14 protein-coding genes and 1 riboswitch are annotated in these 25,426 nt (G+C 67.2%); of the genes, 6 read left to right on the top strand and 8 right to left on the bottom strand.

Annotated features, from left to right (window positions below; genetic code table 11):
- Window positions 1-71 precede the first annotated feature (71 nt).
- Window positions 72-1,736 carry an MFS transporter gene (locus ABE423_RS14245; protein ID WP_049399160.1) on the bottom strand — a complete coding sequence of 555 codons (1,665 nt, stop codon included), beginning with the start codon at window positions 1,734-1,736 and terminating at the stop codon, window positions 72-74.
- A gap of 98 nt (window positions 1,737-1,834) precedes the next feature.
- Window positions 1,835-3,262: a DcaP family trimeric outer membrane transporter gene (locus ABE423_RS14250; protein ID WP_346486484.1), complete on the bottom strand. Its 1,428-nt coding sequence runs from the start codon at window positions 3,260-3,262 to the stop codon at window positions 1,835-1,837.
- Between the two features lie 245 nt (window positions 3,263-3,507).
- On the opposite strand from ABE423_RS14250, the gene acs reads away from it, so the two are divergent.
- The 4 genes from acs (at window position 3,508) to ABE423_RS14270 (ending at window position 7,778) form a co-directional block, all read left to right on the top strand.
- Window positions 3,508-5,451, top strand: coding sequence for an acetate--CoA ligase (gene acs, locus ABE423_RS14255; protein ID WP_032128463.1), 1,944 nt, complete (start codon window positions 3,508-3,510; stop codon window positions 5,449-5,451).
- Window positions 5,452-5,572: 121 nt separating this feature from the next.
- Window positions 5,573-6,238: a response regulator transcription factor gene (locus tag ABE423_RS14260; protein WP_005420420.1), complete on the top strand. Its 666-nt coding sequence runs from the start codon at window positions 5,573-5,575 to the stop codon at window positions 6,236-6,238.
- A 168-nt stretch (window positions 6,239-6,406) separates the two neighbouring features.
- Window positions 6,407-6,778, top strand: a complete 372-nt coding sequence (locus tag ABE423_RS14265) for a hypothetical protein (RefSeq protein ID WP_346486485.1) — start codon at window positions 6,407-6,409, stop codon at window positions 6,776-6,778.
- 246 nt (window positions 6,779-7,024) lie between these two features.
- Window positions 7,025-7,114: riboswitch (yybP-ykoY riboswitch) on the top strand.
- A gap of 88 nt (window positions 7,115-7,202) precedes the next feature.
- Window positions 7,203-7,778, top strand: a complete 576-nt coding sequence (locus ABE423_RS14270; protein WP_006403281.1) for a manganese efflux pump MntP family protein — start codon at window positions 7,203-7,205, stop codon at window positions 7,776-7,778.
- A gap of 100 nt (window positions 7,779-7,878) precedes the next feature.
- Here the strand turns inward: ABE423_RS14270 and ABE423_RS14275 are convergent, their stop codons facing one another.
- The 6 genes from ABE423_RS14275 to glyQ form a co-directional block, all read right to left on the bottom strand.
- The gene (locus ABE423_RS14275) at window positions 7,879-11,325 is read right to left on the bottom strand and encodes a PAS domain-containing hybrid sensor histidine kinase/response regulator (RefSeq protein ID WP_346486486.1); all 3,447 of its coding nucleotides are present in this window, start codon (window positions 11,323-11,325) and stop codon (window positions 7,879-7,881) included.
- Window positions 11,326-11,460: 135 nt separating this feature from the next.
- A complete protein-coding gene (locus ABE423_RS14280) occupies window positions 11,461-13,608 on the bottom strand; it encodes a S46 family peptidase (protein ID WP_346486487.1) in 2,148 nt (715 codons plus the stop codon).
- Between the two features lie 171 nt (window positions 13,609-13,779).
- The gene (locus ABE423_RS14285; protein WP_346486489.1) at window positions 13,780-17,640 is read right to left on the bottom strand and encodes a translocation/assembly module TamB domain-containing protein; all 3,861 of its coding nucleotides are present in this window, start codon (window positions 17,638-17,640) and stop codon (window positions 13,780-13,782) included.
- Window positions 17,637-19,433 (bottom strand): autotransporter assembly complex family protein, encoded by a 1,797-nt coding sequence (locus ABE423_RS14290; protein ID WP_346486501.1) that lies wholly within the window; start codon window positions 19,431-19,433, stop codon window positions 17,637-17,639. Before ABE423_RS14290 ends, ABE423_RS14285 begins: the two co-directional genes overlap by 4 nt.
- Before the next feature lie 260 nt (window positions 19,434-19,693).
- Window positions 19,694-21,769, bottom strand: a complete 2,076-nt coding sequence (gene glyS / locus ABE423_RS14295) for a glycine--tRNA ligase subunit beta (RefSeq protein ID WP_125893293.1) — start codon at window positions 21,767-21,769, stop codon at window positions 19,694-19,696.
- An 87-nt stretch (window positions 21,770-21,856) separates the two neighbouring features.
- Window positions 21,857-22,768 (bottom strand): glycine--tRNA ligase subunit alpha, encoded by a 912-nt coding sequence (gene glyQ / locus ABE423_RS14300; protein ID WP_006403404.1) that lies wholly within the window; start codon window positions 22,766-22,768, stop codon window positions 21,857-21,859.
- A gap of 83 nt (window positions 22,769-22,851) precedes the next feature.
- Here glyQ and ABE423_RS14305 point away from each other — a divergent pair, with 83 nt between their 5' ends.
- Both ABE423_RS14305 and ABE423_RS14310 read left to right on the top strand, forming a co-directional pair.
- Window positions 22,852-24,687: a GspE/PulE family protein gene (locus ABE423_RS14305; RefSeq protein ID WP_049424290.1), complete on the top strand. Its 1,836-nt coding sequence runs from the start codon at window positions 22,852-22,854 to the stop codon at window positions 24,685-24,687.
- The gene (locus ABE423_RS14310) at window positions 24,659-25,405 is read left to right on the top strand and encodes a glutamine amidotransferase (protein WP_032128456.1); all 747 of its coding nucleotides are present in this window, start codon (window positions 24,659-24,661) and stop codon (window positions 25,403-25,405) included. The genes ABE423_RS14305 and ABE423_RS14310 overlap by 29 nt, the downstream gene beginning before the upstream one ends.
- Window positions 25,406-25,426: the final 21 nt, after the last annotated feature.

The raw sequence follows: 25,426 nt of genomic DNA on the forward strand, positions 1-25,426 counted from the left end.
AAACCGCGGGCGGCGGCAGGCACCGCGGCCCCTCACACCCGGGGGGTGCCCCCCTTTGGGCGGCACGCCGGTTATTTGGTGATATCCACGTCCTTGGTCTCGCGCAGGAACAGGCCGCCGATCACCACCGACATCAGCGCGATGATGATCGGGTACCACAGGCCGTAGTACAGGTTGCCGGTACCGGCCACCAGCGCGAACGAGATCGCCGGCAGGAAGCCACCGAACCAGCCGTTGCCGATGTGGTACGGCAGCGACATCGAGGTGTAGCGGATGCGGGTCGGGAACAGTTCGACCAGGTAGGCGGCGATCGGGCCGTAGACCATGGTCACGTACAGCACCAGCAGCCACAGCATGAAGATCGTGCCGGCGATGTTGATGCGTGCGCCATCGGCCTTGGCCGGGTAGCCGGCGGTGGTCAGGGCGGTCTTCAGTTCCGCACCGAACGCATCGGCCTTGGCCTTGCCGTCTTCCTTGGTCAGGCCGGCGGCCTCATACGAGGTGACGCTGGCGCTGCCCACGTTCACCATCGCCAGCGAACCGGCGGCGGCGGGCTGCACGTCGTACGGCACACCGGCCTTGGTCAGCGCGGCGGTAGCCACGTCGCAGGAGCTGGTGAACTTGCGCAGGCCGACCGGATCGAACTGGAACGAGCAGGTGGCCGGATCGGCCACGACCAGGGCCGGCGAGCTGCTGCGGGCTTCTTCGATGGCCGGGTTGGCGAAGTGGGTCAGGCCCTTGAAGATCGGGATGTAGGTGACGGCGGCCAGCAGGCAGCCCGCGAGGATGATCTTCTTGCGGCCGATACGGTCGGACAGCCAGCCGAAGAAGATGAAGAACGGCACGCCCAGTGCCAGCGCGGCCGCGATCAGCAGGTAGGAGGTGGTGGCATCGACCTTCAGCATGCTGCTGAGGAAGAACAGCGCGTAGAACTGACCGCCGTACCAGACCACCGCCTGGCCAGCCGCAGCGCCGAGCAGGACCAGCAGCATCAGCTTCAGGTTGCCGCCCTTCAGGCTGTCACGGAACGGGGTCTTGGAACCCTTGCCCTCGGACTTCATCTGCTGGAACAGCGGCGACTCGCTCAGCTGCAGGCGGATCCACACGGACACGCCCAGCAGCAGGATCGAGACCAGGAACGGAATACGCCAGCCCCAGGCTTCGAAGGCTTCGTTGCCGAGGAAGTAGCGGCAGGCCAGGATGATCAGCAGCGACATGAACAGGCCGAGCGTGGCGGTGCACTGGATGAAGCTGGTGTACAGGCCGCGCTTGTCGTCCGGCGCATGCTCGGCCACGTAGGTGGCGGCACCGCCGTACTCGCCGCCCATCGCCAGGCCCTGGGCCAGGCGCAGGATGATCAGGATCACCGGTGCGGCGAAACCGATCGAGGCGTAGTTGGGCAACACACCGACCAGGAAGGTCGAGATGCCCATGATCAGGATGGTGACCAGGAAGGTGTACTTGCGGCCGATGCGGTCGCCGAGGCTGCCGAAGAAGGCCGCACCGAACGGACGCACGAAGAAGCCGGCGGCGAACGCCAGCAGGGCGAAGATCATGCCCGTGGTTTCATTGACGCCACTGAAGAACTGCTTGGCGATGATGGCCGCGAGCGAGCCGTACAGGAAGAAGTCATACCACTCGAAGACCGTGCCGAGGCTCGAGGCGAAGATGACCTTCTTGTGGCCCTTGGTCAGGGTGCCCGCCGCATTGTGCGGGCTGGATGCAGTGCTGGACATGGGACGTTTTCCCTCTGTAGATGCCGACCTGGGTCGGTGGGTGCCGACCGTTGGTCGGCACACAATTCGGTAGGTGCCGGCCGCTGGCCGGCACGCTCTTAGAAGCTGTACTTCGTGGTGAACTGCAACCGGGTGATGTCACCCTTGTTGCCGTTCTCCACTTCGCGACGGCCGTACATCAGCTCGGCGCCGATATCGACCTTGGGCAGCGGCGAATAGAAGATGTTGCCGCGGATGCTCTGCACGCTCTTGGTCACCAGCGGGCCGAGGATGCTGTCGTTGTCGTAGTCGCTGCGCGCGTAGATCAGGTTGGTGCGCAGCTTCGGCGAGAACGCATGCCGCCAGCCCACGTAGCCGGCCAGCACGCCGGTCGGGTTGAGCTCGTCGCGGGCCACGTCGTAGGCACTGTCGGCGGTGATGCCCAGGCCGATGTAGCGGGCGATGCCTTCGCCGCCGGTCAGCTGGTAGTGCAGCGAATCGCTGTCGCCCATCACCCACTTGCCGCCCAGGGTCAGGCCGCCGGCCACCTTGTCGGCCTTGGCGCCGGTGGCCTGGTTGTCGACCTTCAGCTGGCGGATGATGCCGCCGACACCGAAGGTGCCCCAGTCGCCCTTCCAGCCATAGCGCATGGTCAGATCAGGCAGGCTGCCACGATCGGAGTTGGCGCTGGCGTTGGTCCAGGCGCCGGTGACCGGGTTGCGGGTACCGGTGAGGGTGGTGGTTTCCGGGTTTTCCAGCGCGACGCTGAAGCCACCCTGGGTGTAGCGCACCTGCGCCTGGCGCACGAAGATCACGCCGTCGGTGGGACCGACGAAGTCGACCGCTTCCGGCAGTGCGGCCGCGTCCATGAAGTTGGACCAGGTCTGGCCGGCCATCCAGTTGTTCCAGTACATGTAGGCGTGGCGCAGGGTCACACCGTAGGTATTGGTCGCGGTCTGGTTGCCCAGCGAGTTGCCGAAGAAGTCCATCTCGAAGAACGCACCGGCCTTGTTGCCCGATTCGCTCACGTTGTCGATGCCCAGGTTGAAGCGCGAGAACTTGGCGTGGGCGTTGAAATCGGTACCCGAACGCTTGCCGCTGCCGCCGGCGCCTTCCACCGGGGTCTGGCCCGGCAGGTACAGCGAGCGGCCGGTGGCGTCGTCAGCCAGCTGGCCATCGCTGGTCTGGGTGGCGAGGAAATCGGCCTTGATGAAGCCGCCGATCTTGACCGTGGTGCCCGGCGCGGCGCCCGGGGTGATGGTGGTGACCTGGATCGGCTGCTTGCCCGCCGGCACCGAGGCGACCGGCTTCTGCTCGGCCTGCACCGTGCGGACTTCGGTCACCGCCTGCTGGGTCTGGCTGATCTGGCTCTGTTGTTGCTGCTGCGAAGACAGCAGCAGCTGGACCTGGCGTTCCAGTTCGGCAACGCGTGCTTCCAGCGCTTTCTCTTTGGCGGTCTCTGCGAACGCCATGCCCGGTGCGACCAGGGCGACCAACAGGCAGGCCGCCAAAGGTTTGCGCACGGCTTTCAACGTACGGTGGCTCATGTTGCCCTCTCTCCCAAGTGGCAAGGTGATGCCGCGCGTGGGGCACGGTCGAGCCGAGACTGCGGGGCGATTATGTATAGCGGCTATTCGCCATTGGTCGAACCCGGCCCTGCTGGGCGCTCACTTTCGACCATGGTCTAACCAGAGTGGTGACGCGGCCGGGGGTGGATGGGGCAAACTGAAGGGGATCGGTCGCCGCAATGCTGCGACCGCACATACAAAGTCAACGTGCAAGTGAGGGTGCCATGGCTGATATCTACCCCGTCGATCCGCAGTTCGCCGCCAAGGCACGCATCGACAAGACGTCGTACGAACAGCAGTACCAGGCTTCGGTGACCGACCCGGATGGTTTCTGGGGCAAGGCCGCCGAGCGCCTGGAGTGGATGCGCAAGCCGACGAAGATCAAGAACGTCAGCTACGACCTGTCCGATTTCCACATCAAGTGGTTCGAAGATGGCGAGCTCAATGCCAGTGTGAACTGCCTGGACCGCCAGCTGGAGAAGCGTGGCGACAAGACCGCCCTGCTGTTCGAGCCGGATGGCCCGGACGCACCGGCGCAGCACGTGACCTATCGCGAGCTGTACGAGCGCACCTGCCGCCTCGGCAACGCGCTGCGCAACCTCGGGGTCAAGAAGGGCGATCGGGTCACCATCTACCTGCCGATGATCGTCGACGCCGCCGTGGCCATGCTGGCCTGCGCACGCATCGGTGCGATCCACTCGGTGGTGTTCGGTGGCTTCGCACCGAACTCGATCGCCGACCGCGTCAGCGACTGCCAGAGCAAGCTGATCATCACCGCAGACGAGGGCCTGCGCGGTGGTCGAAAGATTCCGCTGAAGGCCAACGTCGATGCAGCGCTGAAGCTGCCCGGCACGAACACGGTTGAAACCGTGCTGGTAGTGCGCCACACCGGTGGCGCGGTGGACATGCAGGCGCCGCGCGATCGCTGGTTCCACGATGTGGTGGACAGCCAGCCGGCCACCTGCGAGCCGGAACGCATGAACGCGGAAGACCCGCTGTTCATCCTCTACACCTCCGGTTCCACCGGCAAGCCGAAGGGCGTGCTGCACACCACCGGCGGCTACCTGCTGTACGCGGCGTACACCCATGAAGCGGTGTTCGACCTGCGCGAGGACGACATCTACTGGTGCACCGCCGACGTCGGCTGGGTCACCGGCCACAGCTACATCGTGTACGGCCCGCTGGCCAACGGCGCGACCTCGCTGATGTTCGAAGGCGTGCCGAACTACCCCGACACCTCGCGCTTCTGGAACGTCATCGACAAGCACAAGGTGAGCATCTTCTACACCGCCCCGACCGCCATCCGCGCACTGATGCGCGAAGGCGAAGAGCCGGTGAAGAAGACCTCGCGCGCGTCGCTGCGCCTGCTCGGCAGCGTCGGCGAGCCGATCAATCCGGAAGCCTGGCGCTGGTACTACGAAGTGGTCGGCGACAGCCGCTGCCCGATCGTCGATACCTGGTGGCAGACCGAAACCGGCGGCATCCTGATCTCGCCGCTGGCCGGCGCGATGGACCTCAAGCCGGGCTCGGCCACCCTGCCCTTCTTCGGCGTGCAGCCGGCGCTGGTCAATGCCGATGGCGAGATCCAGGACGGCCCGACCGAGGGCAACCTGATCATCCGTGATTCCTGGCCGGGCCAGATGCGCACGGTGTACGGCGACCACCAGCGTTTCATCGATACCTATTTCCGCACCTACCCGGGCAGCTACTTCACCGGCGACGGTTGCCGCCGCGACGAAGATGGCTACTACTGGATCACCGGCCGCGTGGACGATGTGATCAACGTGTCCGGCCACCGCATCGGCACCGCCGAAGTGGAAAGCGCGCTGGTCTCGCACCCGAAGGTGGCGGAAGCGGCCGTGGTCGGCTTCCCGCACGACGTGAAGGGCCAGGGCATCTACGCCTACGTCACCCTGGTGGCCGAAGAGGCTCCGAGCGACGAGCTGCAGAAGGAACTGGTCGCCTGGGTACGCAAGGAGATCGGCCCGATCGCCACGCCGGACCACCTGCAGTGGGCGCCGGGCCTGCCGAAGACCCGCTCGGGCAAGATCATGCGCCGCATCCTGCGCAAGATCGCCGAGAACGCACCGGACCAGCTTGGCGACACCTCGACCCTGGCCGATCCGTCGGTGGTGGCGTCGCTGGTGGACGAGCGCAAGGTGCGCTGATGGCGTGACCGCAGGCGCAGGACGCGCCAGGGACGTGGCCGGGAGGAGGGACCCGGCCGTGTCCGACCCGTCCTGCACCTGCCATCACGTCGCTCTTTTTCCTGATCGATAAGCTCGACCCATGACCACCCTCCTGATTGCCGATGACCACCCGCTGTTCCGCGAAGCCCTGCGTGGGGCGGTACAGCGGGTCATCCCCGGCGTGCAGCTGTTCGAAGCCGACAGCGTGGAAGCGCTGTACGCGCTGGCCGACCAGCACAACGACGCCGACCTGGTCCTGATGGATCTCAACATGCCCGGTGCGCAGGGTTTCAACGCGCTGGTGCACATGCGCTCGCTGCATCCGCAGCTGCCGGTGGTGGTGGTGTCCGCGCGCGAAGAAGCCACGGTGATGCGCCGCGCGCTCGACCACGGCGCGCTGGGCTTCATTCCGAAGTCTGCGGATTCGGACACCATCGGCCACGCGCTGGGCACCATCCTCGATGGCGAGACCTGGGCACCGCCGGAAGCGCACAACGTGCCGCCCACCGGCAGCGAGGAACGCGAAGTCGGCCAGCGCCTGCGCGAGCTGACCCCGCAGCAGTTCCGCGTTTTGCAGATGCTCGGCGCCGGCCGCTTGAACAAGCAGATCGCCTACGACCTCAACGTGTCCGAAGCGACGATCAAGGCCCACGTCACCGCGATCCTGCGCAAGCTGGGCGTCACCAACCGCACCCAGGCCGTGCTGATGGCCGGCAAGCTGGCGATCGACGACGACGCCATCGTGCTGCCGCCGGAAGAAGACTGAAGGTAGTGCCGGCCGCTGGCCGGCATTGGCCTGAAGCCGCCTGAAATCGCTTCGGTAGGTGCCAGGCTTGCTTGGCACTTTTGCCCAGCCCCGCCGATGACGCAATCAGCTCTGGCGGGATGATGGATTCGGTCTCAAGCTGGAAGTTCCAACTTCCCGCCCGGAACGATGGACACCTGGACACTGATCGATACCGACGGCTTGAAGATTGGTGTAGTCCAGTGCTTCCGATATGTATCCTGGCGCGTGAGTGGCAGGTTCATGCCTGATCTCGGCTATTCAAGGTACCAGCGGCTCTTCGCCGATCTTGAATATGCAGCCAATGAGCAGTTGTTCACCCATGTCGACGATCTCGAGAGAAGCATCGCTGCATTGCGCATTCGTGCAGTGGGGCCCAGCGGGGAGGACGATCCGCAGCGGGTTGCGAATCTGCAGATCATGGGTGACTGGTGTCAGTTCCAGATCAGTTCAATGACCCGCCCAGCCGATGAGCAACCTCTCACCCTGCCCTCAACAGAATCGAAAGTATCCGCACGTTGATCGCTTTCGTTCGCGAAGGCTGTCCGGATGGTCCCAGGCCTCCAGGCATGGCACAGCACCATCAGGCACTGCTCCGGTAGGTGCCAAGCTTGCTTGGCACGCTTTTGATGGTGCACCTGCCGGCCAGCGGCCGGCACTACCAGGCACCGCTGCGCTCTCGATATAGCCATCGCTATACAAACCAGCCCTGCCTGCGCGTTTCGCTGGAAATGCGCCGCGCGTGAATCGCGATGCTAAGCTGCGCGTCCCCTTGGGGAGTAGCCGGATTCCTACGCAGGAATCGTCCACGTCAACATACTCGGCCAGTGCGCCGTGGCGTGGACAACCATGATGGTTGGCGAGACCAGCGGCCCGCGCGCGCAACGTCAGGTTGGGCGCGAGCGCAGGCCGTGCGTCCGTCCTAGCCCGACCTCAGCCGCCGCCCATGTCCCCCATTTCGATCCTCCTGATCGGCTTTGCCATGTCCACCGATGCCTTCGCCGCGGCGATCGGCAAGGGTGCGGCGATGCGCAAGCCGGTGTTCCGCGACGCACTGCGTGCCGGCATCATCTTCGGCGTCATCGAGGCGATCACGCCCATCATCGGCTGGCTGCTCGGCCGCGCCGCCCTGCAGTACGTCGAAGCCTTCGACCACTGGATCGCCTTCGGCCTGCTCGGCGCGCTGGGCATCCACATGATCTACAACGGCCTGCGCCCGGACAGTGCCGACGAAGACGAAGACCCCTCGCAGCACCACGGGTTCTGGAAGCTGGCGCTGACCGGATTCGCCACCAGCATCGACGCGATGGCGGTGGGTATCGGCCTGGCTTTCATGGACGTGCATATCGGCGTGATGGCAGCGGTCATCGGCCTGTGCACGCTGACCATGGTCACTGTCGGCATCATGCTCGGCCGCGTGCTGGGCAGCATGGTCGGCAAGCGTGCCGAGATCATCGGCGGCGTGATCCTGGTGATCATCGGCGCGACGATCCTGTACGAACACCTGCACGGCGTGGGGTAACTTGCCGGAGGCGAGCGATTGCGTGGTTGCCGGCCAGCGGCCGGCACTACCAGTGCATCACATCCACGCATGGCGTGGATCTACCGCCGGGCGGCAGGCACTACTGCGCATCGCGCAGCGCGCCCAGGAAGGCGCGCAGCGAGGCCGGCTTGATCGGCTTGGTCAGCACGCGGTAGCCGCGTTCGCGCGCCATCCGCTTCAGCTCGTCGCGACCATCGGCGGTCAGCAGTGCGCCCGGCAGCGGGTAACCGGCCGCCTCGCGCAGCGCTACCAGCGCATCCAGGCCGTCCATGCGGTCGTGCAGGTGGTAATCCACCAGCATCACCTGCGGGCGCTCGGCAATCTTCTCCAGCGCCTGGTCGACGGTGGCAGCGGTGATCACCTGCACCTGCCAGCGGCCCAGCAACGCGCGCATGCCATCGAGGATCTCTTCGTCGTTGTCCACGCACAGCACGCGCAGGCCGGCCAGCGAATCGCTGCGCACTGGTGCGGCTACGTTCTGTGCAGGTGTGACCAGCTCTGTGTAGCCCGGCAGCGGCGCCACCCGCGGCAGGATGATCGAGAACATCGACCCCTTGCCAACCCGGCTGCGCGCGTTGAGGCGATGGTCGAGCAGGCGCGAGATGCGCTGGCAGATCGACAAGCCCAGGCCCAGCCCCTGTTCACCCCAGTCGAACGGCTGCTGGTAGCGATGGAACTCGTCGAAGATCTGCCGCATGTGGTGCTCGGGAATGCCGGGACCGGTATCCCATACCTGCAGCTCCACTTCGTCGCCGCGTTGGCGCACGGCCAGCACGATGCGACCCTGGCGGGTGTAGCGCAGCGCATTGGCCAGAAAGTTCTGCAGCACGCGGCGCAGCAGGCGGCGGTCACTGCGCACCCACGCCGGGCGTGCGAACAGGTCCAGGCGCAGGCCACGGCCAGCCGCGACCGGGGTGTACTGCGCGGCCAGCTCACGCATCAACGCGCTCACGTCGAACTCGCCGATCACCGGATGCAGGCCGCCGGCATCCAGCCGCGACACATCCAGCAGGCCATCGAGCAGCTCTTCGGCCGCACGCAACGAAGCGTCCACACGCTCGGCCAGATGCTTCTGCTCGTCACTCACATGATCACTGTCGCGCAGTGCCGAGGCGAACAGGCGCGCTGCGTTCAACGGCTGCAGCACGTCGTGGCTGATCGCCGCCAGGAAACGGGTCTTCGACTGCTGCGCGACCTCGGCCTCATGCGAGCGCTCGGCCACGCGCTGTTCCAGCGTCTCGTTGGCTTCCAGCAGTGCTTTTTCCGCGTGCTTGTAGTCGGTGATGTCGTTGTAGCTGGTCACGTAACCGCCGCCGGGCAGCGCCTGGCCACGCATCTCGATCACCTTGCCATCGCTGCGGGTGCGCTCGAACACATGCGGTGAACCGGCACGCATGTAGCCGATGCGGCGGTTGATCTGCACTTCGATATCACCCTCGCCCAGCTCGCCGCGCTCCGCGTTGTAGCGGATCAGGTCGGCCACCGGGCGGCCCACGTAGAGCATGCCGTCGGGGTAGCCGAACATGTCCTGGTAGCGGCGATTCCATGCGGTCAGCCGCATGTCCGGATCGACCACGCTGACCCCGGCGCTGATGTTCTCCAGCGTGGTCGACAGGATTTCGCGGTTGAAGCGCAGCTCCTGCCCGGCTTCGTCAAGCACGGCCACCACTTCGCCCAGATCCATGCCCGAGCCACGCAGCAGGCTGGTCAGCAGCAGGCGTGCCGACGCCGCACCGATCGAGGCGGCCAGCAGGCGCTCGGTGAACTGCACCCACGGCCGGTCCGCGGGCGCCGAGGATTGCAGCTCGCGGCCCAGCGACTGCGCCTGCTCGAAGAACGAACGCCGCGCATGGCGCTCGCCAACCACGCGCGAGGCCAGTGCCAGCAGGTCACCCACGTGCACGTGACCGGGCCAGCCACCGGCCACCGACGGACGCTCGGCATACGGATCGAGGAACGGCGCGGCGCGAAGCCGCTCGTCGACACCGGGCCGCCAGCGCGCGGACACCAGCATCATCGTCGCCGCGTTGACCAGCAGTGACCAGAAGGTGCCGTGGGTCAGCGGATCCCAGCCGGTCATGCCGAACAGCTGCTGCGGGCGCAACCACTCGATGCCGAACGGGCCGTGCTGCACCCATGCGGCGTCGACCCAGCCGGCCATGGTCATCGCCGGCAGCAGCAGGGTGTACAGCCAGGTGGCGAAGCCGAGCAGCATGCCCACCTCGACGCCGCGCCGGCTGGCACCGCGCCAGTACAGGCCGCCGATCAGGCCGGGCGCGAACTGCGCCACCGCCGCGAACGCCATCAGGCCGTACGAGGCCAGCGTGCTGTCGTTGCTGCTGGTGCGGTAGTAGCTGTAGGCCATCAGCGCCAGCAGCAGGATCGCCAGGCGGCGGATCCACAGCACGCGCGAGGCGACGTCGGCGGCCTCCTGATGGTCGCCACTGCGACGCAGCAGCACCGGCATCACCAGATCGTTGCTGACCATGGTGGCCAGCGCGATCGACGACACGATCACCATGCCGGTGGCCGCCGAGAAGCCGCCCACATAGGCGATCAACGCCAGCGCATTGCGGCCTTCGGCCAGCGGCAGGGCCAGCACCATCGAGTCGTCGGCGACGCTGCCGCCGGTACCGAACAGGGTCACGCCGGCGGTGGCGATCGGCAGCACCATGCCCGAGATCAGCACCAGGTAGCCGCCGAACATCCAGCGCGCGCGGCGCACATCGCGCACGTCACCGCACTCGACCACCGCCACGTGGAACTGGCGCGGCAGGCAGATGATGGCGAGGAAACTGAGCAGGGTCTGCGAGATGAAACCCACCGGCGGCAGGCCGGTGAACAGCGTATGCACCGACTCGACCACCGCGTCGGTGCGGTTGCTCAGCCACAGGTAGGCGAACACGCCCACGGCCAGCATCGCCAACAGCTTGATCACCGATTCAAAGGCGATCGCCAGCATCATGCCGTGATGGTGTTCGGTGGCATCGACCTGGCGGGTACCGAACAGGGTGGCGAACAACGCCATCAGCAGCGCCACGTACAGCGCGGGATCGGTGAAGAAGCCGGTCGGGCCGGTGTTGCCGGTCAGCACCTGCAGGCTCATCGCCACCGCTTTGTACTGCAGGGCCAGGTACGGAATGATGCCGATCAGCGCGATGATCGCCACCAGTGCCGCCAGCCGCCGCGAGCGGCCGAAGCGCGAAGAGATGAAGTCGGCGATGGACACCACGTTCTGGCTGCGCGCGATCAGCGCCAGGCGCTCGATGATGCGCCAGCCGAACAACAGCAGCAGCAACGGACCGATATAGATCGGCAGGTAGCCCACGCCGTTGCGCACGGCGGTACCGACCGCACCGTAGAACGTCCACGACGAACAGTACACGGCCAGTGCCAGGCTGTAGACCACCGGCCGCAGCCACGGCCGGTCGGGGTACATCGGCCGACGGTCACCCCACCACGCCACGCCGAACAGCAGCGCGGCATAGGCAACCGAGACCAGCAGCAGGATCCAGCTGGAGACCACGCGCGCGTTTCCGTCGGAAGAACCCGCAGTGTAGGCCAGGCGTGGCCGGGGGTGCGGGCTCGTTGGGGACAACCACCCCCACCAAGGTGGGGGCCTACGCGGTGCGGGCCACGACCATTGGTCGTGGCCGGCTTCTTACTGGGCCGGCACGCCCATTTCCTTCAGCAGTTCCGGCGCCGGGTAGACCTTGGCCAGCAGCCAGCGCAGGTAGCGCATGTCCACGTGCACGGCGCGCTTGTAGCGCGGGTCGAACCACCAGCTGGCGCTGACCGATTCCCAGTTGCTGTCGAAGTTCAGGCCGATCAGTTCGCCCTTGGCGTTGAGCACCGGCGAGCCGGAGTTGCCGCCGGTGGTATCCAGGTTGGTCAGGAAGTTGACCGTCTGGGTCTTCAGCGCCGGGTCGGCGGTGCTGCCGAAGTCACCCTTGGCGATCGCGGCCAGCAGCGGCTTGGGCGCATCGAACGGATAGGCGTTGGTGTTCTTCTCGACGATGCCGGCCACGGTGGTCACCGGCGAGTAGGTCACGCCGTCGCGCGGATGCAGCGCCTCGACCTTGCCGTAGCTGATGCGCAGGGTGCGGTTGGCATCCGGGTACACCGCGCGGCCCTGCTTGGCACGCCAGGCGAACAGCGCCTGCATGTAGGCCGGGCGCAGGCGCAGCTGCTCGCCTTCGCGGGTCTTGCTTTCGTTCTCGATGCGCAGCTGCGCGGCCACCAGCGGGCCGGCCACGGCGATCAGCGGATCGGCGGCCAGTGCCTTGCCTTCGCGTGCAGCAGCGAAGCGCGACAGGCGCTGCGCCTCGTCACCCAGCTGGGTGCCGGCGTACAGGGTGTCCAGTGCCTTGGCCAGCTGCTCCGGGGTACGGCCGAAGGCCGTATCGAACTCGGTCACGCGCTGCGCGTCAGGCAGCTGCTGGTAGCGGGTCAGCAGGGTGGTCAGCAGCGCCTTCTCGACCTCCGGCGCGTAACGGCGCTGAACCTGCTTGAGCACGCCTTCGATCATCGCCTGGTCGCGCTGCTGGAAACCACTCTCGCGCTGCGCGTCCGGCTTGGCCGATTCGATGCGCAGGCGTTCCAGCAGCAGCGCCGAGCGCAGCAGCTGGCTCTGTGCGGCCATCTGGTCCAGCAGCAGGTCGCGTTCGCCCACCGCCGCGCCCTGCGACAGGTTGGTCAGCAGCGCCTTGATATCGCCCTGGTACTTGCGGTCGGTAGCAGCCAGCATCGCCGTCTCGTCGGCGGCACGCTGGGCCTTGGCGTCGCTGCGCAACAGGCCTTCCAGCTCACCGGCGGCGCGCTTGCGGTTGTTCTTCAGCGACTGGAGCTGCGAGGCGTAGCGGGTGCGCGCCTGCGCGTCCTTGGCGCTGGCGGCCTCGATGGTGTCGATCATCTGCTGGAACACCGACACGCGGCGCGGCAGCACGGTATCGATCTGGCCAGCGAATTCGGCCGCGGTACGGTGGCGGTAGGTGATGCCCGGGTAACCGGCCAGCATCGCGTAGTCACCTTCCTTCGGACCTTCCACCGACATCTGCAGGTGCGCCGGCGCCTGGTAGGGCACGTTGTCCTTGCTGTAGGCGGCGGGCTTGCCGTCCTTGCCGACGTAGGCACGCAGCAGGGTGAAGTCGCCGGTGTGGCGCGGCCACATGAAGTTGTCGATCTCATCGCCGTAGTTGCCGATCGCTCGCGGCGGCGCATACACCAGGCGCACGTCGCTCAGCTCCAGCTGCGCGATGCGGTAGAAATCGGTGCCGTAGTACATGTTGGCCACCGAGCAGCGCACGCTGCCGTCCTTCTCGCACTCGGCCACGATCTGCTTGCTGGCCGCATCCACCGCATCGAAGTAGGCACGGCCGGTCTTGCCACGCGCCTGCGCCAGCACCTGGTCGGTCACCTTGTCGAAGCCGACGGTGACCAGCACGCGGAAGTCCGGGTTGGCCGGGCGCTCGTCGGCGCGGTCCTTGGCGATGAAGCCACCATTGATCAGGTCGTGCTCGGGCGAGCTGTTGTACTGGATCACGCCCATCGCCACGTGGTGGTTGGTCAGCAGCAGGCCGTCCGACGATACGAACGAGCCGGTGCCGCCACCGGCACGCACCACCGCGCTCAGCGGCGGTGCGGTGACATTGGCCAGGTCGGCCGGATTGCCCTTGAAGCCTGCGGCCTGCAGCGGCTTGGCCAGCTCCGGCAGCTGGGTCGGCATCCACATGCCTTCATCGGCGTGGGCGCCGGCGGCGAGGGTCAGGCCCAGGGCCAGGGCAGTGGGAAGGGCTTTGCGTGGTGACATGGGGCAATCCGGTACGACAGAACAGCCCGGGACCATAGCCGCTGGGGGCGGATGGGGCAACGGCCGATGGTTGGGGCCGTCGTGCACGGTAGTGCCGGCCGCTGGCCGGCAACCCACGCAACTCGGGAGATACGGTGCAGTTGCCGGCCAGCGGCCGGCACTACCGCATCGTTACTTCTCCCGTCGCCAGTTGATCGAACCGCGGTTTTCCACCGTGCTCGATTCCACTTCCACGTCGAAGCCGCGACGCAGCAGGTACTTCAGCGTGATCACCGAACCGGCACCGACCAGCGACACGCCGTAACCGACGTACAGCTTGGGCGAGATGTACTTGCCGACGCCGATCACCGAGCCACCCAGCGCGCGCGACTGGCTCACGCCGGCATCGTCCAGGCCCAGCTTGGCACCCAGCTGCGAGGCCAGCAGGCCGCTGCCGGCCGACAATGCCGCCGAGGCCGCATTGACCTGCTGCGTCTGGTCGCTGCTGGCGCCGGTCAAGCTGCGTCCCAGCACCAGATAAGCCAGGGCTTCGGACTGCGACATCGCCGGATCGGACCACACGTCCGCACGCGGCTGCTGCGCACGCCCGGTCACGTCGATACCCGCGGTGACATCACCGATCCGGCGCTCGGCGCGGATGTTGATGCGCGGGTCGGACACCGCGTTGTAGTTCCAGGTGAGGTTGCCGCGGGTGATGGTCAGGTCCTGCCCGTACGCCTTGTAGCGGCCACTCACTTCCAGCCCACCATTGGCGGTCATTTCGCGGCCAGGCTTGGCCCAGACCTGCATCTTGCCGGTCAGCGCGCCCTTCAGGCCGAAGCCGGTCATCTTCACCTTGTCACCGAGGCTGACCGTCAGCTCCATGTCCAGCGGCGAGGTACGCGACTCTTCCGGATCGGCCGGGTCGAGCACCACCACGTCTTCGGACACCGAGGTGCCGCGGTCCAGGCGCTCCAGATCGATGTCGGCCTCGGGCACGTGCACGGTGCCACGCAGCTCCATCGCGGCCTTGGCCAGGGTGAAGTCGAGGTTGGGATTGGCGACGATGCGCAGCTCGCTGGTGTTGGACAGCAGCACATTGTCGCCGTGGATCTTCAACTGCAGCGGCTGTGCATCGCCGAACCACGACAGGCCACCATCCACGTACAGCGTGCCCTGGCCGGAGTTGGCCTGCGCGGTGATCTTGGCTGAACCATCGGGCTGGGCCACGAAGCTGCCCTTGCCCTGGTCGAAGGTCAGGCCCAGTGCCGGGAATTCACCCTTGAAGTTGCTCAGCTGCGCGTCACCGCCCAGCGACGGCTGGCCACGCGTGCCGCGCAGGCTGACGTGGCCTTCGATCAGGCCGGTCGGTCGCACGATGTCCGGCGAGAACAGCTCCAGCCAGTACAGCCGCGACATGTTGAGATAGAGCTCGCCGTTCAACGGCGCGCTGGCTTCCCAACCGGTCTGCATCCTGGCATCGACGAAGCCGTTGCCCTGGAAGCCCATGCCCAGGTAGCCCTTGATGCTGGCCGGGGTCATGTCGAGCTTGAGCGAGAACTGGTCGTAGCGCACCAGCTCGCCACGGGTGGTGTCGCCCACGGCATTGCGGTTCTCACCCAGGCGCACGCCGCCTTCCTTCGAGCGCACTTCCACATGGCCTTCCCAGGCGTTGCCGCGCGGGCGGATCTGCGCATCCAGGCTGACATCGCCACGCAGGTAGATGCGACGGCCGGACTGCGGCGGCAACCACGGCTGCACCAGCGCCAGTGGCAGCGCATCACTGCGCACCACCAGGCCCTCGCGCGGCCAGTTGGCCTGTGCGCACAGTGTGCCGCTGCTGGCGGCGGCCAGGCAGGCTTCGCCCAGCGTGTAGGTGCTGCCGTTGATCGCGAACGCCGCCGGTGCACGCAGCGACCAGGCATCGCCCTTCACCGGTGCGATGCGCAGCGCGGCCAGCTCGCCGCGCCACTGCGCGCCCTGCTGGCGCACGCTGCCCTGCAGCTCGATCGCGCCCATCTCGTTGCGGGTCTGCGCGGCCAGGCGCAGGTTGGAGACACTGCCCTGCGCATCCACATTCAAGCGTTCCAGCAGCATGCCGGCATTGACCTCCTGGCCCTGGATCGCCAGCGTGCCGCTGTCGCCGCGCCACGGCAGGTGGCCCTTGATGCTCACGCTCTCGGCGCCGTAGCCGTCCCAGTTGAGGTTGTTGCCGACCAGGTCGGCGGTGATGTCCGGCGCATCGCGCGGGCCCTTCACCTGTACCTGGCCACGCAGGCCGCCATCGGCGCCCGGCAGCAGGTCACTCAGCTGCAGCGGTTCGAAACGCGCATCGATGTCGAGGCGGTCACCGACCTTGCCCGAAGCGGTCACCCGGCTGCTGCCCAGCGACAGCTTCAGGTCACCCTGGCCCTGCGCGCCCTGCAGCGCGAACTTGCCCTGCGCGTCCAGGTTGCGCTGACGCAGCACGCCCTTCAACGACGGCAGATCGACCGTGGCTTCCAACGTGCCGGCGGTACCCGGCGGTGCGTTTGCCGGCGGCGGCAGCTGGCGGCCCTTGGAGGCCAGGTTGCCGGACAGGCGGCCATTCCATCCCGGCACGAAATAGCCGGGGTCGAAGTCCTTCAGCGTGGCCTTGGCATCCCAGTCCAGCTGCGGTGCCCACGCCACCTGGCCTTCCACCTGCAGCTGGCCACCCGGGGTCTGCGCCTGCAGCTGGTGGATCGACGCGGCCTGATCGTTGCCGCGCACATCGAAGTGCAGCTGTGCCTTCTGCGCGTCGCGCTCGACCTCGGCGCGGCCGATCGCCGCCCAGGCCTTCAGGGTACCGGCCAGGCCGAAGCGTGCTTCCTTCAAGGTGACCGGCACCGGGGCGCTGCCGGCGGTGTTCGGGTCCGCCGCTGGCACGTAGGTCAGGTCATGTGCGACCACCGAGAAGTTGAGCTTCTGCTGGTCTTCCTGGCTGAAATCGGCGGTGCCTTCCAGCCGCGCCTCACCGCCAAGACCCTTCACCAGCAGCGGTGAGACTTTCAGCACCTGGTCCTGCAGCGACACCACCGACGGTGCCAGTTCCAGTTCCTGATCGCCCTGTTTCACCTTGCCACGCAGGTTGGCGTTGCCGCCCTTGCCGGCGGCGGTGAAGTCCAGTGCCAGCGGCGCGATCGCCGAGCTGGCCAGTGCCGGCGACAGCAGCGCCAGATCCAGCTCGTCACTGCGGATGCTGGCGCTCCAGCTCGGATCGGTGCGGCCATCGAACACCAGCATCGCGTGCAGCGGCTTCGGCGCGCGCCCGGCTACGGCCACTTCCATGTGCGACAGGTCACCGCGCGCGACCAGGCCGACGGTGGCGGCCGTGCGGCCACGCGGCGCCGGCAGCACCGCGGTGACGGTCACATCGGTGTCGTAGTCCTTGGCCGGGATGTAACGACCCTGGGCGGTGAAATTGCCCATGTCGCTGTCCACCACCAGTTTGTGTGCCTGGAACTCGCCATTGGCGATCTCGATGCCGCCGCGCACGCGACTGATGTCGATCACCGGCTCGTTGGCCTGGCTGATGCGGAAGCCGTCGATGGCGATGGCATCGGCCTGGATCGCCAACGGCATTTCGATCTGCGGCAGCGAATCCGGCCACGACGGCAGCTTGAACGGCTCGTCACTCTTGGCCAGGTTCAGCGTCGCGTTGGTCAGCTCCAGCTTGTCCAGCAGCAGCTTGCGGCCCAGCAGCGGGCGCAGGTCCGGCTCCAGATGGGCGCGCTCGGCGTGGAAATGGATGTCGTCGTAGCGGAAGTCGACGTTGTACAGGGTCAGCGGACCGGCCACCGGGCCGTCCACCTTGTCCCAGGTGAAGCTGGCGCCCACCGGCAGCCGTGCCACCACCTGCGCCAGCAGCACGTCACGGCCGGCCACGGTCTGCAGCAGCCAGTACACCGCCAGCAGGGCCAGCAGCACCAGGCCCAGCACGCCCACACCGGACCAGGCCCAGAAGCGGCGGCGGCGGTAGAAGCGCACGCGCGGCGGCGTGCTCGGGTTCGGAGTCGGTGCGGGCGTACTCACAGGTCCGCTCCGATGTTGAGGTACAGCTGGAACTGCGAATCCGGGTTGTTCAAGCCATGCGCGATATCCACGCGCACCGGGCCCACCGGCGATTTCCAGCGCACGCCGAAGCCGACGCCGGTATGCAGATCGATGGTGTTGTCGAAGGCGCTGCCGGTATCGACGAACACCGCCGCACCCCACGGGCCACCATTGAAGTAGTGCTCATACTCGGCCGAGCCGATCACCAGGTTCTTGGCGCCCAGCGCGTACTTGTCCGGTGCCGGGGTCCGCGGGCCCACCTCGCGATAGGCATAGCCGCGGATGCTGCGGTCACCACCGGCGAAGTAGCGCAGGCTGGGCGGCATGGCCACCAGATCACTGGTCCAGGTGGTGCCACCCTCGCCGCGCAGGATCAGGCGGTTGCTTTCGCCCATCGGGATGTACCAGCGCAGCACGGCATTGGCCTGCACGAAGCTGGTGTCCGAACCGGCACCTTCAACGCCGGCACGCATCGTCGCAGTACCGCTGATGCCCTTGCGCGGGAACAGTTCGTCATCGACGTTGACGTAGTCGGCGACCATCTGCGGGTACACCAGCGTCGACGTGTTGTAGACCGCGTCGGCGAATTCGGTGCCGGAGGCATAGCGCCAGCGCTCGCGCAGTGCGTTGATCGAGGCGATCGCGGTCCAGTGTTCGTTGATCTCACCGCTGCGGCTGGCGATCAGCTTGAAGTTGCGCAGGTCGATGTAGTCGGTCTGCTCGTCGTAGGCGCTGGCAGCGAAGGTGTACCAGCCATCAAGCCAGTTGAAGGCCGGAATGCGGTAGCTGGTGACCAGGCTCTTGCGCTTCTGCGCATAGTCCAGCTGCGTGTTCATCTTGTGGCCGCGGTTGTTCAGCCACCGCCGTTCGATGCCACCGCGCACACCCGGGCCACTTTCGCTGCCGTAGCTCAGACCCGCGGTGTAGATGGTGCGCTTGGCACGGGTCAGCTTCACATCCACCGGCACTTCGCCGTTCGCATCGGCCTGGTCGGGCCGCGGCTGGATGTCGATCACGCTGAAGTAGTCCAGCTTGGTCAGCGACTCGCGCAGCCGGTCCAGCTTGCCCTCGTGGAAGTAGCTGCCCTGTTCCCAGTAGACCAGCGGATCGAACAGCTTGTCGACGAAGTAGTCCTGCTCGAAACGCACCGGTCCCATGTTGTAGCGGCGGCCGCTGTCCCAGGTCAGGTCGATGTCGGCGGCGTTGTCGGCACGGGTGATCTGCACCTGACGCTGGGTGTAGTCGGCATCGAAATAGCCACGTTCGGCCAGGCGACGGGTGACGGTGATCTTGCTGGCTTCGTACTGCGTGTGTTCGAAACGCTGGCCCTTGCGCGGCTTGAACGCGGCCAGATCGTCCTGCAGGTACTGGTCGTACATCGCCGGCCCGGTGATGTCGATGTGCTCGCGGCGGACGGTCACCGGGGTGCCCTTGTCGACATGGATCAGCACGCGCACGTGCTCGTCCTCGCGCGGTGCCTCGACCTTGATCACCGGGTTGTAGTACCCGAACGGTTCCAGTGCCTGGCGGGTCTGCCGCTCGGCCTGTGACAGCAGGTACTCCAGGCGCGATTCGCCCTGTTCCTTGCCGATCGTGTCGTACAGCGACAGCGATTCCTGAATGTTCTCGATGATTGCGGCGTCGTCGCCCTTGTCCAATCCCTTGATGTCCACCTTGTCGATGGTGCCGCGCGCGTGGGCCACGGAGGTGGCGGCCAGCGACAGGACCATCAGCGGCAGGGCGTATTTCTTTGGCTGCATGCGGCACAGCATACCGACCGAAGGTGACGATGCGAAATGCATCACGTCATTCGGGATCGGTTGTTAAGTGGCGGTCAAAATACGCGCCTTTGTGGCGATCGTCGTGATCGCAGCCGAGGATGCCGGCATCGTGCGCGATGCCGGCAATGACCCCGATGGACATCCGCCAGCGGTGATCCGGTAGTGCCGGCCGCTGGCCGGCAACCCACAGACCGATCCGATGCGCGGTGGCAATGCCAGTAGATCCACGCCATGCGTGGATGGGCCGCCAATCAGCTCGACAGATGCTCGATCGCTGCCACCTTGCCCAGGCGCTCGCCCAGCATCGTCAGCAGCGCCAGGCGGTTGCCACGCAGCGCCGGATCCTCGGCATTGACCATCACGCCATCGAAGAACGCGTCGACCTGCGGGCGCAGGCGTGCCAGGCGCGCCAGCACAGCCACATAGTCCTTGTGCTGCAGGCTGGCGCCGGTGTCGTCGATGGCCGCGGTGACCGCTTCAGCCAGCGCGCGCTCGGCGTCTTCCTGCAGCAGCGCCGGGTCGATCTGGGCCGGGATGTCGCCTTCGGCCTTGCGGAGGATGTTGCGGATGCGCTTGTTGGCCGCAGCCAGCGCCTCGGCTTCCGGCAGCGCGGCGAAGGTGCCGATCGCATCCAGGCGGCGGCCGAAGTCGTACAGCGAGGCCGGCTTCAGCTCGGCGACCGCGTTGAAGTGCGTGGCCGGCACGCCCTTGTCGGCGTAGTAGCCCTTCAGGCGGTCGAGGATGAAGTCGTACAGCTCGCCGACGTCGGCCTGCACGTTGCGCGCGGCCAGGCCGGCGTTGGCGCTGGCCAGCAGCGCGCGCAGGTCCAGCTCGAAGCCGCTTTCGATGATCGTGCGGGCCAGGCCCAGCGCGTTGCGGCGCAGGGCGAACGGGTCCTTGTTGCCGGTCGGCTTCAGGCCAGCGGCGAAGCCACCGGCCAGCGTGTCGACACGTTCAGCAATCGCCAGCACCTTGCCCAGCGGCGATAGCGCGATGTCGTCACCGCCGAAGCGCGGCTGGTAGGCCTCGTCGATGGCCAGCGCCACCTCCTGCGATTCACCACCGGCCACGGCGTAGTGGCGGCCGGCGATGCCCTGCAGTTCCGGGAATTCGTTGACCATGCGCGACTGCAGGTCGTTCTTGGCCAACTGCGCGGCCCGCTTGGCCTGCGCGGCGTCGGCGCCGACCTGGGGGGCGATCACTTCGGCCAGAGCGGCCACGCGCGCCACCTTGTCGGCCACGCTGCCCAGCTTGGCCTGGTAGGTCACCGTCTTCAGGCCGTCGCCCATCGACACCAGGCCCTGCTTCAGGTCCTCGTCGAAGAAGAACTTGGCATCGGCGAAGCGCGGGCGGATCACGCGCTCATAGCCCTTGGCCACTTCGGCCACGTCCTTCGATTCGATGTTGGCGATGCCGATGAACTTCTCGGTCAGGGTGCCAGCGGCATCCAGCACCGGGAAGAACTTCTGGTTGATCTCCATCGTCTCGATCAGCGCTTCCTGCGGCACCGCCAGGAACGCGCGTTCGAAGCTGCACAGCACTGCCGACGGCCATTCGACCAGGTTCACCACCTGTTCCAGATTGTCGTCGGTGATGCGGGCGCTGCCACCGGCCTTGGCCGCAGCGGCCTCGACCTCGGCGACGATGCGCGCGCGGCGCTCGCTCGGGTCGACCAGCACGAAGGCGGCGCGCAGGGCTTCAACGTAGTCCTGCGGCTGGGCCAGCGACACGGCCTGGTCGTGGTGGAAACGATGGCCGCGGCTGACACGGCCGGCCTGCAGGCCGAACAGCTCGGCCTCGACCACGTTGGCACCGTGCAGCAGCACCAGCCAATGCGCCGGGCGCGCGAAGCCCCAGGCGTGGTCGCCCCAGCGCATCGGCTTGGGAATCGGCATCGCCGCAATCGCCTCGCGCAGGATCTCCGGCAGCAGGCTGGCGGTGCTCGCGCCCGGGGTCACCGCGCGGTGCACGAAGCGCTCACCCTTGTTGTCGGTGGTCTTTTCCAGCGCGGTCCAGTCGATCCCGGCCTTGGCGGCGAAGCCCTGCAGGGCCTTGGTCGGCTGGCCTTCGGCATCCAGCGCGATGTTCAGGTACGGGCCCAGCACTTCGCTGTGCTGTTCCGGCTGTTCCAGGCCGACGCCCGGCAGCAGCACGGCCAGGCGGCGCGGGGTCGACAACGGGCGCGCATCGCCCAGTTCCAGCGCGACGCCGCGCTTGCGCAGGCCTTCGACGACACCGTCGAAGAACGCCTGGGCCAGGCCCGGCAGCGCCTTGACCGGCAGCTCCTCGGTGCCCAGTTCGATCAGCAGGGGGGACAGTTGGCTCATCGGTTCGATCCTGTGGTGGGGGCGCAGCGCGCAACGCGTCCGGCGCCCCGGGTAGTGGGTGAAAAGCGGGTCGGTGCAGGAAGGCCGTCAGGCCTTCTTCGCACCCGGGAAGCCCAGCTTCTCGCGCTGCTCGTAGTACGCCTTGGCCACCGCCTGGGCCAGCGCGCGCACGCGCAGGATGTAGCGCTGGCGCTCGGTCACGCTGATCGCGCGGCGCGCATCCAGCAGGTTGAAGGTGTGGCTGGCCTTCATCACCTGTTCGTAGGCCGGCAGCGGCAGGTTCACTTCCACCAGCTTCTGCGCTTCACGCTCGCAGGCATCGAAGCGGTGGAACATTTCTTCCACGTCGGCGTATTCGAAGTTGTAGGTGCTCTGCTCCACTTCGTTCTGGTGGTACACGTCGCCGTAGGTCACCGGCTGGCCGTCCGGGCCGTAGGTCCAGACCAGGTCGTAGACGTTGTCGCAGTTCTGCAGGTACATGCACAGGCGTTCGAGACCATAGGTGATCTCGCCCAGCACCGGGCGGCACTCCAGGCCACCGGCCTGCTGGAAGTAGGTGAACTGGGTCACCTCCATGCCGTTGAGCCAGACTTCCCAGCCCAGGCCCCAGGCGCCCAGCGTCGGCGATTCCCAGTTGTCCTCGACGAAACGCAGGTCGTGCACCAGCGGATCGATGCCCAGTGCCTTCAGCGAATCCAGGTACAGCTGCTGGATGTTGTCCGGCGCCGGCTTCATCGCCACCTGGTACTGGTAGTAGCGCTGCAAACGGTTCGGGTTCTCGCCGTAGCGGCCGTCGGTCGGGCGGCGCGAGGGCTGCACGTAGGCCGCGTTCCAGCTCTCCGGACCGATCGCACGCAGGAATGTGGCCGGGTGGAAGGTACCGGCGCCCACCTCCAGGTCGAGCGGCTGGATGAGCACGCAGCCCTGCTGGGCCCAGAACTGGTTCAGGGTCTGGATCAGGCCCTGGAAGGTGATCGGAACGGTCGGGGTCGCGGACATGCGTACGAGTCTTGGCCGGCAAGGGGGTGCGTTAGTATAACGGCCGACCTGCGGGGCATTCCGTACCCGGGAGGAGCAGGCAGATGGAACATCGGCTGCCGGTGGGCACGCCCGGCGAGGCTGGCGGCGTACCGCTGCCGTGGGGACGGCTGCAGTTCGAGCAGATTGCCGCGGCCCTGATCGCCGATGGCCTGGTGGCCGAGCAGGACCGCGAGCGCATGCGTTTTTCCGCGCAGGGCGCACGCAACGCCAGTGAAGTGCACCCGCTGGTGCTGCTGTCCAACCTCAAGCTGGCCGCCAACGGCGGTGGCGAACTGACCCTGGAGCGCCTCACCGAGTGGCTGGCGCAGCGCACCGGCAGCCGCTACCTGCGCATCGACCCGACCCGGGTCGACGTCGCCGCGGTCACCGCGCTGGTCTCCCATGCCTACGCGCGCCGCCACCGTTTCCTGCCGTTGGCGGTGGATGCCGAGCGCGTGCTGGTGGCCACCAGCGAGCCACTGGTGCAGGAATGGCGCCGCGACCTGCAGCACCTGACCCGCCGCCGCATCGAGCTGGCGGTGGTCAACCCGCTGGACCTGCACCGCTACACCATGGAGTTCTACGGGGTGACCCGCTCGGTGCGCGGCGCCCGTGGCGACGTGCGTGGCGAAGCCAATACCACCCTGCCCAGCTTCGAACAGCTGGTGGAGCTGGGCCGCACCGGCGACGTCAATGCCGACGACCAGCACATCGTGCATATCGTGGACTGGCTGCTGCAGTACGCCTACGAGCAGCGCGCGTCGGACATCCACCTGGAGCCGCGCCGCGAAATGGGGCGCATGCGCTTCCGCATCGACGGCGTGCTGCACAAGGTGTTCGAGGTACCGCCGGCGGTGATGACCGCGGTGGTCAGCCGCATCAAGGTGCTCGGCCGCATGGACCTGGCCGAACGCCGGCGCCCGCAGGATGGCCGCATCAAGACCCGTTCGCCGGGCGGCCGCGAGGTCGAGATGCGCCTGTCGACCATGCCCACCGCCTTCGGCGAGAAGTGCGTGATGCGCATCTTCGACCCTGATGCCGCCTTCAAGAGCATCGACCAGCTCGGTTTCAGCCCGCAGGAGGCGGCGGGCTGGAATGCGCTGGTGGAGCGTCCGCACGGCATCGTGCTGGTGACCGGCCCGACCGGCTCGGGCAAGACCACCACCCTGTATTCCACGCTGAAGCGGCTGGCCACGCCGGACGTGAACGTGTGCACGGTGGAGGACCCGATCGAGATGATCGCGCCCGAGTTCAACCAGATGCAGGTGCAGACCAACATCGACCTGGATTTCGCCAGCGGCGTGCGCACGCTGCTGCGGCAGGACCCGGACATCATCATGATCGGCGAGATCCGCGACCTGGAAACCGCGCAGATGGCGGTGCAGGCCTCGCTGACCGGCCACCTGGTGCTGTCCACCCTGCATACCAACGATGCGCCCTCGGCGGTCACCCGCCTGCTCGACCTTGGCGTGCCGCACTACCTGCTGGCCAGCACCCTCAACGGCATCCTCGCCCAGCGCCTGGTGCGCACGCTGTGCCCGCACTGCAAGCAGCCGCACAGCCTCGGCGCCGCCGACTGGGCGGTGCTGGCTGATAGCCATGCCGCATATCCAGATGCCGCCACGCCCTGTCGGCCGGTCGGTTGCCTGGAGTGCCGGCGCACCGGATTCCTTGGCCGCATCGGCCTGTATGAGTTGCTGCCATTGGGCTCGCGGCTGCGCGGGCAGATCCGTGCCGACATGGATCTGGCCGGTTTCAGCCGTGCCGCACGGGCTGAAGGGCTGCGAACCCTGCGCCAGGCCGGGCTTGAAAAGGTGGCGCAGGGGCTGACTACAATCGAGGAAGTCCTGTCAGTCCTGCCGCCCCCGGATGAACCCAGCCCCGTTCCTGATCCTTGAAACCGGCCGCCCGGTACCGTCGCTGCGCCGCTACGGGCGCTTTCCGCACTGGATCCGCGTCGCCGCCGGGCTGGAAGAGCACGAGACGGTGGTGGTCGATGTCGAACACGGTGGCGCCCTGCCCGACCCACATGCCTTCGCTGGCGTGCTGGTGACCGGCTCGGCCGCCTTCGTCACCGACCACGCCGAGTGGAGCGAGCGCAGCGCCGCATGGCTGCGCCAGACCGCCCACGACGACCTGCCGGTATTCGGCATCTGCTATGGCCATCAGCTGCTGGCGCACGCGCTGGGTGGCGAGGTGGCCTACAACCCGGCCGGGCGCGAGTCCGGCACGATCGAGCTGGAACTGCAGCCGCAGGCCGCGCAGGACCCGCTGTTCCAGGGCCTGCCGCAGCATTTCGCCGCCCATGCCACCCACCTGCAGACCGTGCTGCGCGCCCCGGAAGGTGCCGAAGTGCTGGCACGCTCGCCGCTGGACGGCTGCCACGCCTTCCGCTGGGGCCGCCAGGCGTGGGGCGTGCAGTTCCATCCGGAATTCGCCACCCACCACATGCGCGGCTACGTGCGCGCCCGCGCCGACTGCATCGGCCGCCACGGCGGCTGCGCCCGCAGCATCGAGCGCGCGGTCAGCGCCGCACCACTGGCCCGCCAGCTGTTGCGCCGCTTCGTCCGCCAGGCGCGGCTGTCTTCAGCCCAGCCGGTGGCAAAACAGGGATAATCGGCGGCACGGGCAGCCGCC

Origin of the sequence: Stenotrophomonas sp. TWI1409 (genome assembly GCF_039673015.1) — a bacterium.
GTDB classification, from domain to species: domain Bacteria; phylum Pseudomonadota; class Gammaproteobacteria; order Xanthomonadales; family Xanthomonadaceae; genus Stenotrophomonas; species Stenotrophomonas maltophilia_A.